The sequence below is a fragment of the Maridesulfovibrio spiralis (SeqCode) genome (assembly GCF_048571135.1).
GTDB classification, from domain to species: domain Bacteria; phylum Desulfobacterota; class Desulfovibrionia; order Desulfovibrionales; family Desulfovibrionaceae; genus Maridesulfovibrio; species Maridesulfovibrio spiralis.
In genome coordinates this window covers 4,191,624-4,209,589 of the sequence record NZ_CP182344.1, presented here as the reverse complement: position 1 = coordinate 4,209,589, position 17,966 = coordinate 4,191,624, and the positions used below count along the sequence as shown (strand labels likewise).

The 17,966-nt window shown below is 44.8% G+C and carries 16 protein-coding genes; 7 read left to right on the top strand and 9 right to left on the bottom strand.

Features of this window, described 5'->3' with window-relative positions:
• Positions 1-401: 401 nt before the first annotated feature.
• From ACNI29_RS18920 to ACNI29_RS18905, 4 genes are all read right to left on the bottom strand, one after another.
• Positions 402-1,298: a phosphatidylserine decarboxylase gene (locus ACNI29_RS18920; protein WP_419779919.1), complete on the bottom strand. Its 897-nt coding sequence runs from the start codon at positions 1,296-1,298 to the stop codon at positions 402-404.
• A 123-nt stretch (positions 1,299-1,421) separates the two neighbouring features.
• Entirely contained in the window at positions 1,422-2,258 is an 837-nt protein-coding gene (locus ACNI29_RS18915) for a nitroreductase family protein (protein WP_419779918.1), read from the bottom strand.
• A gap of 38 nt (positions 2,259-2,296) precedes the next feature.
• Positions 2,297-4,510 carry a mechanosensitive ion channel family protein gene (locus ACNI29_RS18910; RefSeq protein WP_419779917.1) on the bottom strand — a complete coding sequence of 738 codons (2,214 nt, stop codon included), beginning with the start codon at positions 4,508-4,510 and terminating at the stop codon, positions 2,297-2,299.
• A 185-nt stretch (positions 4,511-4,695) separates the two neighbouring features.
• Positions 4,696-5,022, bottom strand: a complete 327-nt coding sequence (locus ACNI29_RS18905; protein ID WP_419779916.1) for a winged helix-turn-helix transcriptional regulator — start codon at positions 5,020-5,022, stop codon at positions 4,696-4,698.
• A 242-nt stretch (positions 5,023-5,264) separates the two neighbouring features.
• On the opposite strand from ACNI29_RS18905, the gene ACNI29_RS18900 reads away from it, so the two are divergent.
• From ACNI29_RS18900 to ACNI29_RS18880, 5 genes are all read left to right on the top strand, one after another.
• On the top strand, positions 5,265-5,930 hold the full coding sequence (locus ACNI29_RS18900) for a DUF3431 domain-containing protein (protein ID WP_419779915.1): 666 nt from the start codon (positions 5,265-5,267) through the stop codon (positions 5,928-5,930).
• Positions 5,931-6,257: 327 nt separating this feature from the next.
• Positions 6,258-6,488, top strand: a complete 231-nt coding sequence (locus ACNI29_RS18895; RefSeq protein WP_419779914.1) for a thioredoxin family protein — start codon at positions 6,258-6,260, stop codon at positions 6,486-6,488.
• Between the two features lie 19 nt (positions 6,489-6,507).
• Positions 6,508-6,930 (top strand): thioredoxin family protein, encoded by a 423-nt coding sequence (locus ACNI29_RS18890; RefSeq protein ID WP_419779913.1) that lies wholly within the window; start codon positions 6,508-6,510, stop codon positions 6,928-6,930.
• Between the two features lie 3 nt (positions 6,931-6,933).
• A complete protein-coding gene (locus tag ACNI29_RS18885) occupies positions 6,934-7,632 on the top strand; it encodes a cytochrome c biogenesis CcdA family protein (RefSeq protein WP_419779912.1) in 699 nt (232 codons plus the stop codon).
• Between the two features lie 151 nt (positions 7,633-7,783).
• Positions 7,784-8,329, top strand: coding sequence for a nitroreductase family protein (locus ACNI29_RS18880; protein WP_419779911.1), 546 nt, complete (start codon positions 7,784-7,786; stop codon positions 8,327-8,329).
• Positions 8,330-8,441: 112 nt separating this feature from the next.
• Here ACNI29_RS18880 and ACNI29_RS18875 read toward each other — a convergent pair whose 3' ends face one another.
• The 5 genes from ACNI29_RS18875 to ACNI29_RS18855 all read right to left on the bottom strand — a co-directional run bounded on the left by ACNI29_RS18875 (position 8,442) and on the right by ACNI29_RS18855 (position 13,407).
• Positions 8,442-9,512 (bottom strand): GGDEF domain-containing protein, encoded by a 1,071-nt coding sequence (locus ACNI29_RS18875; protein WP_419779910.1) that lies wholly within the window; start codon positions 9,510-9,512, stop codon positions 8,442-8,444.
• A 191-nt stretch (positions 9,513-9,703) separates the two neighbouring features.
• Positions 9,704-10,990 (bottom strand): TRAP transporter large permease, encoded by a 1,287-nt coding sequence (locus tag ACNI29_RS18870; protein WP_419779909.1) that lies wholly within the window; start codon positions 10,988-10,990, stop codon positions 9,704-9,706.
• The gene (locus tag ACNI29_RS18865; RefSeq protein ID WP_419779908.1) at positions 10,987-11,475 is read right to left on the bottom strand and encodes a TRAP transporter small permease; all 489 of its coding nucleotides are present in this window, start codon (positions 11,473-11,475) and stop codon (positions 10,987-10,989) included. Before ACNI29_RS18865 ends, ACNI29_RS18870 begins: the two co-directional genes overlap by 4 nt.
• A gap of 54 nt (positions 11,476-11,529) precedes the next feature.
• On the bottom strand, positions 11,530-12,507 hold the full coding sequence (locus tag ACNI29_RS18860) for a TRAP transporter substrate-binding protein (protein ID WP_419779907.1): 978 nt from the start codon (positions 12,505-12,507) through the stop codon (positions 11,530-11,532).
• 126 nt (positions 12,508-12,633) lie between these two features.
• On the bottom strand, positions 12,634-13,407 hold the full coding sequence (locus tag ACNI29_RS18855) for a DUF169 domain-containing protein (RefSeq protein ID WP_419779906.1): 774 nt from the start codon (positions 13,405-13,407) through the stop codon (positions 12,634-12,636).
• 355 nt (positions 13,408-13,762) lie between these two features.
• Here ACNI29_RS18855 and ACNI29_RS18850 point away from each other — a divergent pair, with 355 nt between their 5' ends.
• Together ACNI29_RS18850 and ACNI29_RS18845 are read left to right on the top strand one after the other, a co-directional pair.
• The gene (locus ACNI29_RS18850; protein WP_419779905.1) at positions 13,763-14,863 is read left to right on the top strand and encodes an ABC transporter substrate-binding protein; all 1,101 of its coding nucleotides are present in this window, start codon (positions 13,763-13,765) and stop codon (positions 14,861-14,863) included.
• Positions 14,864-17,929 carry an ATP-binding protein gene (locus tag ACNI29_RS18845; protein ID WP_419779904.1) on the top strand — a complete coding sequence of 1,022 codons (3,066 nt, stop codon included), beginning with the start codon at positions 14,864-14,866 and terminating at the stop codon, positions 17,927-17,929.
• The last annotated feature ends 37 nt before the right edge of the window (positions 17,930-17,966 follow it).

Sequence of the window (17,966 nt, the reverse complement as noted above, 5' to 3'; positions counted from 1 at the left end):
ATTCGGAGTACGTCTGAAAGATCATGATCTTTACATGGTTGTTCGGATATCTTCCTGTAGCTTGAGAAAAAGAGGGCTTGTGGGATCTCAATAGGCGCGAGAAAAAAATACAAAAGGAGTCAAACGCTCCGAAAATAAAATAGATGGCTTTCACAGACTCCCTCCCCGGATCAGTGAAATGAAATTATGTCAGCGTAGCCTTGTTTAGCGTCAGCTTAAAGATGTTTTAAGTGCTATGGTGTGAATCTGTGTATTATACTAGCTGATATAAGTGAAGTCCTTAAATATATTTTTCGGTAATTGTAATCAAACTTTTAAAAACGTATTTGTATGTATGATTGTTTTGCATTTTAAAAGTGAAGAATATTAATAAATAAACAATTCTTCACTTTTAGTTTTGCCTAAATTTTGGCAGTTGCTATGTGTTGTCCCATTTTTATACTTGTTTCCAGTCCCTGGTCACTATTCCGCAGAATGTCGGAGTCAATACTTACTTTGCCTTTTTCGAGCAGCATTACGACTGTTGACCCTCCGAATTTAAACCAGCCCTTTTCCTGCCCTTTCTCGACTTTGCTGTCAGGGGCATAGTTCTGGATTATTGAACCTACCATGGTCGCGCCAACTTCGCAGAGCAGGATGTCTCCGGCATTTTCGGTCTTAAGCACGCTGTATTCCCTTTTGTTTTCCCAGTATACGCTAAGCATGTCTTTAACAGCGTATGGCGAAACGGAAAAATAGGAACCGTTGATCAGGGTTGAAGCGGAAATCAGCCCGGAAGCCGGAAAATGGAAACGGTGATAGTCTACAGGAGCAAGACGGAAAATGAGCAGGGTTCCATCTTCATATTTGTCGACTAAATGACCGTTCTGCAGGAATTTTTCCAAAGAAAATGATTGTCCCTTAACGAAGAAGGGATTCATATTGTACATGTTTTCGAAAGCAAGGACTTTGCCGTCTGCAGGGGAAACAACAGCGTCTGCCGCATTATCCACAGGTCTTGCTTCCTGTTTGAGTTCACGGATGAAGAAGTCGTTGAAGGAGGTGTAATCTTCAATAGGACGGGTAGCTTCATTCATGTCGATCTGCAGGTCTTTTACAAAACCTGCAATCTTTTTGCATGATTCAGGTCTGTCCATGAGGCGTCCGTAGCATGCGGATACCAGTTTTTTCTTAATTACACTATGAAGCGCAATTCTTCCCATGGGGTGATGATAGAGCCATTTGAGCCATTGCTCTCCCGGCACTGTCTCCCGGCATAGGGAACCGGTTTCCCGGTCAACGTATTCGATATAATCCATATTTGCCTCTTGTTTGAGTTGCTCGCTTGGTGCGATTGATATCACTAGAAAGGTGGCGTCGCAAGAGGTCGGGGAATATGAAAAAGGGGGAAGAATTTACTATAAATTCTTCCCCCTTATACTTTAGAAAGAGTTCACAAAGTTTAATGCGCCGGGTTTACGTTGAACAGTACGTTTGTATTGTACTGCCGGGCTGCCGAAAACCATGCAGTATCCGATTTCGTGGTCTTCGGGGACGCCGAGTCTGGTGGCCAGTTCCGGGAAAAAATCATCCACACACCATTTGAGCATGCCGTTCCAGAGTGTTCCTACTCCCATGGTTTGGGCGAAAAGGTCGAAGGTGGACAGTGCGATGATACAATCTTCCTTGGGCAGAGGGATTGTCTTGGGTGCACTGGCAATAAGGATATGCGGCGCACCTCGCAGGATCACATCTACATTATGGTTTGTGTATGCTTTGTATGCCATGTTCATATACTGGAAGCGCAAGTCATCCTTATCGTAATCACAATTTTCAAGCAGTTTGCCGACCTTTGCATATATTTCCTTGCGCAGCTCTTCAGTCGCTTCCGCTGTGGTGGTGGCGGTGAAAAGCACTCCCTGTGCGTTTACTCCGGTGGGCGCATGAAAGGCTGTTTCCAGCAGTCTGGTGATGATTTTTTCATCAAGGGCATTCTTTTTGTATTTACGGATGGAGCGGCGCGCTTTGATGAGCGTTTCCATGGAATGTGCAGTGGGCAGCTCATATTGCAGTTCAATGGAATCTGCGGGGTCTGCTCCCATGATGGAAATTGCCCCGGTAGGGCAGACAGCCAGACAGTGCTGACAGAGCATACAGTTGTTTTCGTCTTGAATTACCGGGAAATCGCCTTCCTGCATGGAGATGCACATCGGCGGGCAATCGGTGATGCATTTGCCGCAACGTATGCAGAGTTCTTCATTTATTTTGAAGTTGAGCATTATTTACCTCGTTCTGGATTTGTACGTTTGAACAGCAGTTATTTGTCTTCCTGCTGTTCTTCCCGGGCCAGACCAGTTTCTGCCGCTGCTGCGGCTATTGTGGTCAGCTGTTCTTTAGTCAGCATTGTATTTTCAATGTTTGGCAGATGGACTGTGACCTTCTTGGGCGCAAATTCAATGCCGTTTGCCGCGAATGACTCACGGACCCTATGGAAAACTTCCTTGCGCAGGGAGAACTGATCTCCGGGACGGCAGCGGAATTTGATTCTGATAACCTGTGAAGAATCATCAATTTCCCTAACACCCTGAGATTTGATCGGGGCAAGAAGCAAAGGACCGAGTTCTTCATCGGCAGCTATCTTTTTACCCATCTTTTTGATTATCTTGCGGACCTTTTCCGGGTCGACATCAAAGGGCACGCGTACCTCAAGCTTCATTGCAACCCAGTCGCGACTGAAGTTGGTTACAGAACCCAGTGAACCGTATGGGATAACCTGAAGTTGTCCACGGCTGTGACGCAGGCTGATTGAGCGTACCGAGATTCGTTCTACCGTACCTTTTAATTTCCCGGATTCAACATAATCTCCGATTCGGAAGGCATCATCAATTAGAAAGAATACCCCGGAGAGAACGTCTTTTACCAGAGTCTGGGCACCGAAACCTACGGCTAGACCGAAGATACCTGCACCGGCAATCAGCGGGCCGATGTTTATACCGATTGAGGATAGGATGATCAGGGTGCTGATTGTTATAATGCTGATGGTCATGAATTTTTTGAGCAGCGTCAGCAGGGTGTTTTTGCGCGAACCGCCTTTGCCCATTTCGTCCATTTCATCTGATTCTTCATCCTGGCTGTCAAACTGGTTATCAATTAGTCCGCATAAGTATTCCCAGAGCAGGTAGCTTAGCAGTACGGTGATAAAAATACTGAGCGCACCTTTGGAAAGGGCATGCCCTAGATTGAAGGATATGCCCCATACTTCCAGCAGGTAGAGCACAAGGCCTGCGCCGAGTATTGCTTGCAGGCCGGAGTGTACGTGATTTATGTATCCGAAATCCTGTTGTTTTTTATTGTCATCCTTCAAGTTCTTGTTTTTCTTGCTGATGATGTTTTTAAGTGCGGCCAGCAGGGTCATGTCCAGCAGTATTGCAGCCGGGACAGAGATAAGGCTCAGCAGTAGGGCGTTAACCATTTCCTTGCCCTGAAGAAGGCTGATTTGGCGCATGGCAATCAGCACACACATATAAACTATTGCAAGCCGATGCCAGTTGTTGGCCAGCCAGTAATTGAACGTGCCCGGTTCTTTGTTGATCGAGTTCTCGAGAATGTAATTCTTGAGCTGTGTTTTGTTTCTCCAGATGAGCATCATGAGCAGGGAGGTCGGGACAAGTATCTCGAGCATGAACAGGGCAGCGGTTGTTTCGTCAGCCATTCCCATATTTGAAAGGGTATATATGATCCGGGAAGTAAGCGGCGAAAGAACCAGAGCCATCGAAACCCAGTAAGTAATCTGCCGGGCGGCATAGCAGGTGATCGGGATAAGGCGCGATTCCTTTGACCGGGGTGAAAAGATAAAACGCAGGATAAGTATTCCTATTCTTGCCCGGGTTAAGGGAATAAGGAAGCCTCCGGCGACAAGGGTTACGTTGGGTACAGGCGAGAATAGGACCATTGTGTTGATTGTAACATACAGAAAAATAAGGAAATAAGCGATTTCTAAGCCTGTAAGGATTAGATCATTGATAAGTCTGTTGAACAGGTTTCCTGTATGGCGGGCTTCGATTTTGTGGCGTATTTTGGATGAGATGCGCCTAACCGCAAATTCCACAGCAAGCCCGACGCCGTATATGAAAAGCACAGCAGCGATAATTGTTAACAATCTAGCTGCTCCCTGACCGTCAGTCAGGTTGTGCAATGCTTTGCTGATCTCCTGTGGAGCTATGCTGAATCCCTTGGTAACATAATCAATTCCCTGATCCAGGTCTGAGTAACCTTTCTCGGTGCTTTGAATGCTGTCGCGGATAGCTTGGGGCAGAGTCAGTTCTTTCCCTGCATCTTTAGCCTTTGCAAGGTCTTCTCCGCTCGGGGCGTAGCTGGCTTTCTCGCTTTCCGTTAATTGTGAAAGAGCGGATTGGTTTGTCCCCGGCAGATTTTGTCCTGCTGCGGGGGAACCGGACAGTACAATGATTAGGGTAAATACTGCAAGAAGTGGTGATATTCTGCTGAGTTGTTTTATGGAAAAAACAGCCATTGTCCTAGGGGCTCCGTTGAGTTTGCTGGGTTAATTATTTTAGGAACCTTCAGGCCGGGAAAGGCTTACAGGGTTCTTGAAGGTCGTATCTTACCGACCATAGTGAATGATGAAGACTAGCATTTTGCAGTGCCACTGTCTTGTCATTAAACAAAATTATTGCAGGGATTTAATCTAAGAAGTTTTTATAGGCCGAAATGCTTTTTTCCCCAGTCGCGCATCATCATTATTAGCGGACGCAGGGTTTCGCCGTATTCTGTGACAGAATACTCAACTTTGGGCGGAACCTGTGCGTAGACTTTGCGGTGGACGATTCCTTCTTTTTCGAGTTCTCGCAGTTGTTTGGTGAGCATGTGCTGGGTTATGCTGGGCATAGTTCGTTTCAGCTCTCCAAAACGGTAGGTCCTCTCCAGCAAATGGTAGAGAATCGCACCTTTCCATTTGCCGCCGATGACCTCCAGTGTTGCCTCCACCGGGCAGCCCGCATTGCAATTATACCTGTCATGACGCATTGATTTTCCTTAATTGTCTGTTTTTTGATACTACCTGATTATGTGTGGATATATAAAAAATTATCAGTACCAAGTTTTATCTTTGTTTTGTCCATAGGTAAAGTGTTGGTAACTGCCATATAATCAATTGAGAACCCCGGCTTTTGGTTGCTGGTTGTACCTTTGGTGTAATTGACTTGATTTTTTACAAATTTTACATCTAAAACAATCTATTGCATGAACATAACGTATGGAAGCGACTCATGAATGAATCCAGTGTTGAAATAGTAGTGGCCAGATATAAAGAAGATATCTCATGGCTTGATGAATGCGGATGGCCTGCAGTTATTTATGATAAAGGCGGGGATCTGGTCGCTGCCGGAGATGACCGGGCTGTTCCTTTGCCCAACGTGGGTCGGGAGGCGCATACATATTTCACTCATATTATTGAAAGATATCCTGATTTTCCTGACTACACCATCTTTTTACAGGGCGATCCTTTCTTTCATACACACGATTTAAGCGCAGAACAGCTCTTTGAATTGGCTGATGAAAAGATGGTCCGCAATATCGGTTTTTTTGGGTTTGCATGGTTCAAGATCAGATGCGACCGCTTAGGTCGGCCCCACGATATGCATGATCCTGCTAAAGAAGGTAAGTGGAAAGGGTGGGGCAAGGATATTCCTGTCGGTGAGATTTTTGAAAAACTGTTCAAAAGAACATCTCCGGAACAGTTTATTGCTAATGCTCCTACTGGAAATTTCATTGTCGGCAAAGAGAGGGTTCTGACTCGGCCCAAGTCTTTTTATGAAAACGCATTAAGGCTGATTATGGCTGATCCGGAGGACGTGAACAACACCGGGCATGCATTTGAACGTCTTTGGCAGATTGTTTTTAATGGATCAGGTGCTATTAACCCACCGGAGTAGTTTGTTATTGGTCTGCTAGGGAATTGTAAATATAATGCTTTTGCTTGACATCAAGGCTGCTTGGCAATATTGCCAAATGAGAAACTATGGTTTGGTGATAGTTGTTTGATGCGTTGTGTCGGCGATCTTTACATAGTTGCAGCGGCTAGCGCTGTTTTTTTTGTTTTGAGATTGGCTATTTTGCCAAATAGCATACGCACAACTGTTATTGAACTGCGGTTTGTATGACGTTTGTTTTCGGTTTTAGTTAATTGGCATAATGCCAGAAGATGTTTGACGTACTAGGCAAATGAAATAAGGTATAATTCTAAATTACAGGAGAAAATAATGAAAATTCAAGTTCTTGGTCCCGGTTGTCCCAAGTGTGCACTGGCAGAGAAAAATGTAAAAGAAGCCGTTGCTGAGAGCGGTGTTGAGGCTGAGGTTGTAAAAGTTAGTGATTTTCAGGAAATTGCCATGATGGGCGTATTTTCAACCCCGGCAGTTGTTATTGACGGTGTAGTGAAAGTTACTGGTAAAGCTCCGGGCAAGAATGAAGTGCTTAAGTGGCTGAAGTAGTATTGCGGCAGGAGTCATTATGCGAAATAAAATTATGTTGTTGGGGTGTCTGTTAATTGTGTCCTTTGCTCTTTGCGCCTGTTCTGCAGATGCCGAAGAGTCGGGAACAGCTTCGGTGACGGCTTCAGATTTTATCTCCGGTAAGCCGCATGAACTGCCTATCGCCGGGAAAGTTACTATGGTTGATCTCGGTGCACACTCCTGCGTACCCTGTAAGATGATGTCCCCGATAATCAAGGAGTTGTCCCGCGAATATGACGGGAGAGCGGTCATTGCGTTCATTGATGTCTGGGAGCATCGTGAAGAGGCTGAAAAATACGGAATCAGTGCTATCCCAACTCAGATTTTCTATGATTCACAGGGCAAGGAGCAATATCGCCATGTTGGCTTCATGGATAAGAAGAGTATCATCAGTAAATTAGAAGAGCTGGGTGTCCGGTAGATTATGGATCAGTTCTTGTTAGCCATTAACAGCTGGATCATAAGCGGCACAGTCTGGGCCGGACTTGGTTGTTTTCTGTGGGGTATGGTGAGTGTGCTGCTTTCGCCATGCCATCTGGCTTCAATTCCGTTGATTGTCGGCTATGTCGGTGGACAGAATGTGCTGGTGGAAGGGCGCAAAGCCTTCGTCTATGCCGGATTGTTTACCGTGGGACTCTTCATTACTATTGCCTTGATCGGTACAGTCTGCGCCATGTTCGGGCAGATGATGGGCGATGTCGGTCCTTGGTGGACGGTTTTTGTCGGCGGCATTCTGCTTTGGGTTGCGCTGGATATGCTTGGTGTTGCCAGTTGCTCAATGTCAGGAAGCCTGATGGGGCGTTTCAAGCTCAAAGGCTACAGCGGGGCATTTGTGCTGGGGCTGGCTTACGGCATCCTTTCGGGGTCCTGCACTTTCGGGTTCATTGCGCCTATTTTAGCGATTATTACTGTGCAGGGTAAGATTGCTGCCGGAATTCTGTTGATAATTCTTTTCGGGATAGGGCATTGCCTGCCTATCGCTGTGGCAGGAAGCTCCACTGCAATGGTTCGACGTATGCTGGAAAGCAGCAGCTGGCAGCAGGGAGGGGCGGTTTTCAGAAAAGCGGCAGGCGTAACCATCGGTCTGCTTGGTGTATATTTTTGTGTACGCCCTTTTTTTTAGATCTCTAAGTGTTTGATTAAACTCAATTGTCACCTATTGAATACTACGTTAAAAAAATGTGCCTACTTGTATGAATTGAATATACTGCTATTCTTCGAAGAACTTGGATTTGGTTGCGCTTGAGTGATTAATTTTAAAGCAGGAGATTAAAATGAACGCAATCGACATGATCAAAGAACGTAGAAGTGTACGCAAGTATAAGAATGAAAAAGTTGACCGCGAACTCATGAAGGAAATTATTGATATAGCCCGTTGGGCTCCTTCATGGGCCAATTATCAGGTTGCCCGTTACACCCTTGTTGATGACGAGAAGATAATCAAACAGCTTGCAACTGACGGTGTTAAGGGTTTTACATACAACATCAAGACTCTCGAAAATGCGAAAGGTGTTGCCGTACTCAGTTTTGTAAAAGGCAAATCCGGAAAACTCCCGGATAATGAAGATTATGCTACCGAGAAAGGTAGTGTCTGGGAAGTTTTTGACGCCGGTATCGCCTGTCAGACTTTTTGTCTTGCAGCTCATGCCAAGGGTATCGGGACCTGTATTTTCGGTGTTATTGATGAAAATACTATCCCCGGTATCGTTAACCTGCCCCAAGACGAAACCGTTGCAGCACTGATAACTTACGGCCATCCTGATGAAGAGCCTCCGGCAACCAAGCGTAGAGAAGTCGATGAAATTGCAAGGTTCCTGTAGTTTTACAGATTTATAAATCTTAGAATAATTAAAGGCGGGCGCTGATCGTTAAGATCCAGTGCCCGTCTTTTTTTATATTTAATAGAAAATGTCAGTGTCTTTGTACAATCTTTTATCGGCTGCCTTCATCAATAACCAGCAGGTTACGACCATTGTTTTTGGCTTTGTAAAGGGCCGCATCTGCACGTCTTAGGATGTTGGAAACAGGATCATCTGACAGGGGGCTGCTTTGCGCTAAGCCCATGCTGATGGTCAGGCCTACCTCGACCTGTTTTCCATTGTCATCCTCGATTGCCAGCTTCATGTTCTGTACGGATTTACGCAGGTTTTCGCCGATTTCGACTGCCTTTTCGAACTCAAAACCGGTAAGGCATAAGGCGAATTCTTCTCCACCGAAGCGCGCGGGAAAGTAGATCAGATCCTCGCGGTTTTCGTATTGCTTGCCCGGTTGTTTCAAGAGATCGGCTACGGCCTGTAGGACATAGTCACCGACCAGGTGACCGTATGTGTCGTTGATATTCTTGAAGTGGTCGAGGTCGAGCAGGAATACCTGCATTGGCTGCATGGTGTTTTTGTTGATCAGAATATCTGCGAGAAATGCATCCAGCGAACGCCTGTTGTATAGTCCGGTCAATCCGTCTTTTTTGGTGATAGCCCGCAGGGCGGCGATGTCTTTTTCCATTCCGGCAATTACTTCACGGAATGATGACTGGATATTTTTGATCATGGCCTCGGGGTCAATGCCGGACTTGATGTCGCGGACAGTGTTTTCCCCCAGATTTGAAACACGGCTTTTATTTTTATCAAGGAACATGCTGTATTCTTCAGCTATGGCCGCTGTTTCCATTAAGGCTTCCTGAAGTTTTTGCTTCAGCGGGCTGTTCATGATGTCCTGCATTTCCTTGATCAGCTTTTTATAGCTTTCGTCAGAGTAGTCCCGCTCTTTTGTCACCTGAATGACCAGTTTACGCATATTTTTCTGTTGATTCTGGTCAAGGGAATCCTGATCGGATAAGCTTCTGAAATATAGAATTAAAGAACGCCATTTTCCCTGATTTGGAACACCTGCTTTATCCAACATCTCGCACATGGGTTTTTTCCCTGAAAAAATGCAGTATTCCTTTCTGCAAGGAAGTGCGGATGTGTTTTTCCATAACTCTTTTCTGTTCTTATTCTCTGACATGATTCCTCTTTGCTCGACGAAATGCGGACAAGAAGCATAATGGAAAGTTATATTCCAGTCCAATCCTAAGTAGCAGTGTAGCCAATTTGTTTTTAGGCTTAATTGAGGTCTTCGTGCAGAGAGATTAAGTAGTTCTTTTTGGCATGACAACCGGAACAATTGGAAGCGGTTTCAGGATATTTGAGACTATATTACTGGTGTCCCGGATAAAGCACGCCCGGAAGCCAGAGTGATATTTCGGGGATGTAGGTGATAATTCCAAGGCAGAATATCGCCAGTCCAAGCCATGGGAGTATTGCTTTTACCATCCTGAAGTAGCTTACACCGAAAGCTCCGCTGGCAATGAATAAGTTCAGCCCGAATGGCGGAGTAATGTTGCCCATATCCGCATTGACCGAGGCAATTATTCCGAAATGAAGTTCACTGATTCCTGCGGAATGGAGTAGCGGTTTCATTAGTGGGGTAAAGATCAGTATGTTGGAAAATACATCAATAAACATACCCGAGATCAGCATAAAACCATTGGCGAACATGAGTACTGCCCACGGTGGCGGCTCCAGGGCCATAACCGGGGCTACCAGTTGGGTGGTTATATTTTCCACTGTCAGCAGCCATGAAAACAGGGTCGCCGCCGCAACCATTATCAGAATTCGGGCTGAAACATTTCCTGTCTCGCAGCATATGTCCCACAATTCTTTTATGGAAAGCTCCCGGTGAATTGCCATGGTAATGAACATTGCATAAGCCACGGCAACAGCCGCAGACTCCGTAGGGGTAAATACACCGGAATAAATTCCGCCCAGAATGATTGCCGGAAATCCGAGTCCCCATCCGGCCTCGCGTCCGGCTTGTATAATTTCATCTAGCCTGGCTTTCGGGGCAAGACGGAGTCCATTGCGTTTGGCGTAGAGTACGCACCAGCCGGAATAGACACTAACAAAAACAAGTCCGGCCCCGATGCCGGCCATGAATAAAGCTCCAACCGAAACTTTGGTGATGGAGCCGTAGATGATCATGGCGTTACTGGGCGGGATGATCATGCCCAGCAAAGCAGAGCTGGTTACCAGTCCGAGGGAAAAATTTTTATCATAGCCCGCTTCTCGAAGGGCCGGATATAAAATGCCGCCGATGGCAACCACTGTTGATGCGGTCGAACCGGTGATAGCCGCAAAGAACAGGCTGGAAAGCACGGCGCAAATTCCAAGTCCTCCGGGTAGATGTCCCACAAGAGTTGAGGCAAAACGGATAAGTCGCGCCGTAACTCCGCCTTTACCCATAATTGAGGCCGCGAGCATATAAAAAGGAATTGCCAGCAAAGCCATTCCTTCTACACCTGCAAACATGCGCTGCGGAAGAATATCGAGCGGCATGTTGGTAAACAGGGCGAAAATGACAAAGGCCGTACCTGCCAGAGCAATGAAGATCGGTATGTTCAATCCGATGAGTATGAGTAATAAAACGAAAATGAGTGCTGTCATCTGGCTGCCCCTTTTCCTTTGTAGCCGAACAATTGAAAAGCATAGCGCAGAGACATCAGCGCGCTTCCGGCGGGAACAGCCAGATAAGCCCACCACATGGGCAGATCCAGTGCGGCTGTTACCTGCTGCGCATTACAGACGCGCATGGTGTGTTTCCAGCTGTAGTATGTCAATGCCACGCAGAAGATGAGGCTGAACAGGTTTCCAAGTTTCGAAAGATACAAATTCCCGCGCGTACCGAGGATTCTGGTAATGATATTGACTGAAATGTGTCCTTCGACCCCCGCAACCTGACTTGCCCCCAGAAAAATAAGCCAGACCATGAGATAGCGTGCCAGTTCCTCTGCCCAGAAAATAGGGGCGAGGAAAAGGTAGCGCATGACCACATTGGTGAATAAAAGCACACTGGCAAAGAGAATTATGCTGCCGAGCATGCTTTTGATGATGAATGACAGGACGTTGTCAGCGGTGTGGATCAAAGACATGGTATACCATATGATAACGGCCCGGAGCGCTGGGTCTCCGGGCCTTATTTTTAATTATTTACCGATCATATCCAGATATTTGGAGCCGCCGCTGACGTTTTTGCGGAACCATGCGTAAACAGGTTCAAGGGCTTTCTGGAAATCAGCGGTCTGCTGCGGGGTAAGTTCATTTACCTGCACACCGGCTTTTTTGATGGTATCAAGGTAACCGGCGTCACGCTTTTCAATCAGGTCCAGCTGATAAGTTGCAGACTTGGCAGCAGATTCCTGCAGAAGCTTCTGGTATTTTGCGGGCAGGCTTTCGAAGAAGGGTTTGTTGATCACAAGTCCATACGCGAGAAAAGCGTGGTTGGACATAGCCATATATTTCTGCACTTCATAGAGCTTCATGGTGCAGATCCCTACGAGGGGGTTTTCCTGACCGTCTACTACTTCCTGCTGCAGTGCATTGTAGAGTTCGTGGAAGTCAATGGGAACCGGACTTGCGCCCAGAGCCTTGAACTGTTCGCGGATAACAGGGGAAGGCATTACGCGGATTTTCTTGCCTTTGAAATCCGCAGGTTTGTGGATGGGAAAATTACCGGTGAGTTGTTTAAAGCCCATGCCCCAGTATGAAAGTCCGTGAATCCCCTTGGCCTCGAGAGGTTCGTACAGGGCTTGGCCAAAGTCGGTGTAGAGCCTGTCATAGAGACCCTGTTTGGTGGGGAAGAGAAAGGGCAGGTCAAGAATCTGGAATGTGGGGGCGACAGCCTGAATCTTGGCGGTCGGCACGGCAATCATTTCAACTGCACCGGCTTGTACCATCTCCACCATCTGTGTACCGGAACCAAGTAATTGGTTGGGGTACAGAGTGACTTCAATTTCTCCGCCGGAACCTTCTTCGATGAGCTTTTTAAGGTATTTTGCAGCATCATGGTGAGGGCTTTGTTCCCTCTGGTCATGACCGAACTTGATTTTGTATTTGGCCGCCATGGCAGGGGCGGTCGGCAGAATAAGAGCCGCAGCAAGAAAAAACAGCACTAGTTTACGCATAATCTCTCCCTCAGAATTAAAGTTTTAAACTTATCATTGATAGGGGAAAAAGCACGGCTGTTACAAATCGAAAAATATAATTAATTTAATGTCTAATGGTTAGAAAATTCAATGGATGGAAAATAATCAGGCGCGCAGAAAGTAGCAGTTCCCGGCAGGGATGTTCAAATTGATTCCAGCCGCTTCACATCTTTGGGCAATAGCTGTTCTCCTGTACTCCGGTTCCACCGCGGGGATGGTTTTGATTAAACCGTCTAATAATGACTCCACACAATCAAATGGCATGCCGAATCCAAGTTCGGCATCAGACCATTTAGCAGTGTAGCGGGTATTCGCGCATAATGGAGTCAGGTTCGGTTTCCCCTTTACGATGGGCCGCGCAACCCCTTCAGAACAAATTCCCCGGTTGCCTACAAGGTACATGTTTTCCAGCGGGCCGTTATGGTAAGCCCAGCCCTGTACCAGCCGCATAGCCTGATATCCGTTTACCAGTAGCAGGAGTGAGTCAGGCGAGTTTTTTGATGCGGATAGGGGAGACGTGAGGATTCCGTATCCCGAAGTTTCAATACGGGCCATGGAACTTTGTACGTTGGCTGCGAGATTTTGATTCGCGTAAAGCCCGAAACCCTGCAGCCGTTGACCGGAGATAGCTTCCGGGGATGGCTTTGATAAGCCTAGAGCCTCTAAGGCTCCGGGGCAGCAGATATCTTGAGCTGTGGCTTTGCGTTCGTGTCCAAGAGATGCAATCCGTGCCATTGCACAGAATGAGAGCCTTCCTTTGAGTTTGGCAGCGGTTGTTTTGTTAAAATTATTTTCGGAACCAAGCATAGTTACGGCGACAATGTCGCGGCTGAGGTCCAGAATGCATGAAAGAATATGAGCTGATTTTTGTAGGTCCATGTGGTTTCTCATGTGCTGAAAGGCAGAAAATGCATAATGCTGTGCATCAGATTCCAACCCGATAATTAGTTTGATCCGGCAATACGAAGCAGGACCATATTTTGTTTTATCGGAAATCGCAATAGGTGGTAACGGTATTGGTGATATGTGGAGAATGGGTATCCTTTCTCGTTTGTAAGTACTTGATTTAAAGAAGATAGTGGTTGTGCTGAGTGGGGCGGTGGAAATGTTGAGCTAAAGGTTTGTTAAATGTTTTGTTGAACTAGAATAGAATTAATAACTGTGCTATCGTTAGGTAAATTTTTTGTGCGTACTGTTCTTGATTAAGTGAAAATAAATGCAAATGGGGTTAATTATGCAAAAGAAGCTTTGTTTATTAATCATTTGTATAGCATCTTTTCTAATATCAGGTTGTCCTGACTCTAAAGATGATTATAGAATTGGTGCGATATTTGTTCTTAGTGACCAAAGTGATGAAGAATTTATAAATGAACATCAGGTTCTTACTGGGATGGAGGTTGCTGTAAACAAAATTAATGAAGAAGGTGGCGTTAGGGGTAGGAAATTAAGTTTGATTGTACGTGATTGTGAGCGGGATAGTGTGTTGGCCAGTAAGCAGGCTTTAGAAGTAATGGAGTATGATCCTGTTGTAGTTATATCGATTTATAGTCATATTTCAAAAGCCATAATACCTGTTGCTACAAAACATGGCTTTACTCATGTTGCAGCTCTTTCTACTGCTGAAAATATTTTCAAAAATGCGACTCATAGTTTTAGATATGGTCCGTGGGCCTCGAAGGAAGTTGAGTCTGCATTGCCAATAATGCATAAATTAAGTGCCAAAAAAATAGCTTTGGTCAATATAGATAATATATATGGTAATTCTGTTTCTGATCAATTGGCTGCACTTGCAAATTCAGAAGGGATTGCAACGCAAAAAATCGTCTACAATAAGATTGGTAGTGAGCTTGAGGTTAAGCTTAGGGGTATGCAAGATCTCGATTTGATATATTTCTCCTGCTTCCCTGAGGATGTATCAGGGTTGGTGAAAATGTTTAAGAAAGTGTTTCCCGGACTTCCGATTATCGCACCGCAGATAGTTGCCAGTCCTACGTATGCTAAGAGGCCTGAGCTTGATGGTGTATATGTTGCCGCACCGCTTATTTATAATTCGGAATTTCCGTTTATTGCTGATACAAATAATTATTTTATGAAAGAAACCAATGAAGCTCTGACTCATTATTCAGCAATAGGCTACGACCTTGTAAACTTGCTTGCGCAGCTGATTGGCCGTTCAGATGAGTCTCCGCCTGCACTGACTCGCGAACTGTTTTCCGGATTTGTTTATCCCGGACTATTTGGTGATGTTGTTAATGAGTCCGGATCGAATGAGTTTTCATTCCCTTTATACCCTGCTCAAATTCAGGGCGGTTCTTTAGTTTATCAAGAGCGATAAATGAAACTTAATACCCGTATCCTCATATTTATTACAGTTTTTACTGTTCTGTTTCTTGGTATATCAGCGATTGTATACCAAAAAAGTTACAATGCCCTTAATGAAAGAATCTTGATAGATGCTTCACTTGTTGCCTCGAGAATTAATAAGCATTTGCAGAATAATATTAAATTTATAGAAGAGGATATGAACCTTTTTAATGTTACTGTTGATTTAAGTAAGTATATATTAAATAGGGAGGGGCGTGCCCAGATCGAATCCATGCTCAAAAAAAGATTTATATCTTTCTTTGAGAGAGAGTACGGGTACAAAATATATGAGAATGTTATTATCTATGATGTTTCCGGTAATAATATTGCGTCTGCTGTATCAGGTGAGCTTGTAACGTATCCTTCGTTGCCGGTCAGTTCAGAAGGTAAAACTGCAGTGGAGATTGTACGGCTGAAAAATGGGAGGACGGCAATCAGCACTCTTATCGTTTTGAAAGACAATCAGAGGCGAATTATTGGTTTTATGCAGGGGGTCTCCCCGCTTTCTGCTTTGATCCACGGGGAGAATATATCGCTTCGAGACCTTAATGTCCGTCAGGTAGATATCCTAACCTACGATGGTAAAGTTATATATTCCACAGCATTACATAAACCGAATGAAAAGTTTAGAGATCAGGAATTATTTAGGAGATTGAAGTCGGGTGGTCAGGTCGTTGTCGAAACTGCGGGTGTTGGGGAAAAGCTGATAGTCAGTAAAGAGTTTAAGCATGATAGGTCGCCATATCTTTCATGGACGCTAATGTTGTATCTGGACCACGAACAGTTGTTTTCTAAAGTTTTGGCTCTTCGCTGGTGGATCGCTTTTAGTATGGTTTTCATCATTGCCATAAGTGTCGTCTTTTTTTGGCTTATTTCCAGATCCATAGCCAATCCTATTAGAACGATTTCCAGTGCTGCCCGAAGGATTGGCGCGGGCAATCTGTCTGAACGAATCGGAAATGATCTGCCTGTTGATTTCAGGGTGTTAGTGAAAGTTTTTAACTCCATGGCTGAAAGCGTGGAGAAGAGTCAGGATATTCTAGAAGATAAAGTCAAAGAGCGAACAAAAAACCTTGTTCAGGCCAATGTTAAACTATTGCACGAGATAGATGAGCGTAGACTTATTCAAAATGAACTAAAGAAAAGTGAATCTCGCTTAAGGGATGCCCATCAGCTTGCTGGTCTGGGCTACTGGACTTGGGATATTGAGACAGGACACGTGGATTGGAGTGATGAAGTCTATGATATTTTTCATCTTTCACCTAATGTATTTGCTCCTTCTATAGATTCTATAATGGCTTTGTCGCCTTGGCCTGATGAAAATTCACGAGATGAAGAATTAATAGAAATTGCTTCCAACGACGAAGCCAAGGGTGAGTTTGAACAAAAATTTTTGCGGCCGGACGGAAGTCATGGGTACTATCAATCCTCGTTCAAGGGGGAATATGATGATGGGAATCTGGTCAAAATACATGGAACCGTGATTGATATTACTAAACGTAAAACAGCGGAACTTGCTTTCAGGGAGACCTCAGCTATTTTGCAGGCTGCACTCGATTGTAGTCCTGCAGGAATCGTTATTGCCGATGCCCCGGATGGTCAGTTGCGCTATGTGAACAAAGCAGGGCTTGGGATAGCGAAGAGAAATGAAGATGAACTCGTAAGTGGCGTTAAGGTTGAAGATTACGTATCCCGGTGGATCATGCTCCATTTTGATGGAGAGCCTTATGCTTCTGCTCATGTACCCCTTGCCCGTGCACTCAAAAATGGTGAAACTGTCAACGAGCGGTATATTTTACGCAGGCCTGATATTGAAGACCGTATTGTCTGGGCTCATGCTGCCCCAGTTTATAATAACGGTGACCTGGTTGCCGCTGTCGTCGTATTTCCTGATATCACAGATGTTGTGCAGGCTGAAATCGAGATTAAGAAGTCTGAAGCTCTTTTAAATCTCGCAGCGCAGAGTTCCGGTCTTGCTCTTTGGGAGTATAAGAAAGATGGAAATAAAGTTACTGTAAGTGATCATTGGTACTCTATTAGAGGGATTTCAAAATCAGAGTGGGATGGTTCAATAAAACAGGCTGGTGAACGGATTCATCCTGATGATATGGTTCGTATAGTGCGTGAAATTCAGGAATTGCAAAGTGGTAAGTCGGACAAAGTTGATATTGAATATAGATATGAACGTAATGACGGTATCTGGATATGGGAACATGTTGTTGCGAAAGTTACCGAAAGAGCAGAAGATGATACAATTTTACAAGTAATGGGTTCTTTAAAGGATGTAACTAAGAAAAAAAATATTGAGCAACAGTTGGCTTTGTCTCGAAAGATGGAGTCTGTCGGGCAGATTGCAGCAGGTATTGCTCATGAGATAAATACTCCACTACATTATATTAATGGTAATTTGAAGTTTATGAATAGTTCTTTGCCGGAATTGAAAAATACTGAGGATTATGAACTGTTGCAGGATCTGATGGGCGCTGTTCAGGATTCTATAGTGGGTGTTGATCATATTTCTAAGATTGTGCGTGCAATGAAACAATTGTCACATCCCGGTGGAACCGGATATCAAAAAGTCGACTTGAACAGTATCGTAGAAAGTGTTGTGACTATAACAAAAAATGAATGGAAATACGTATCCGATATAAAGTGTGATCTTGATACAAATTTAGCACTACCCACGTGTGATCCTAGTGAAATAAGTCAGGTTGTACTTAACTTAGTAGTAAATGCGGTAGATTCAATTAAGTTGAAATATGACAAGTCGCAAGAGCAAGGGCGTATAGTCATTTCATCAAGAAATAAAGGCTCTGATTATATAGAGCTAGTTGTCGAAGATGATGGTGTTGGTATTCCTTCAAATATTATCCACAGCATTTTTGATCCATTTTATACCACAAAGGATGTTGGTGAAGGGACAGGCCAAGGATTGGCAATTGCTTATTCTATTGTTGAAAAGCACAGAGGTATTATAAGTGTGGAGTCAGTCCCTGGCGAAGGGGCAAAATTCATATTAAAGATACCGGTTGAATAACTTCATACGTGAAATAGCAAATTGTAAGCTAGTGGGT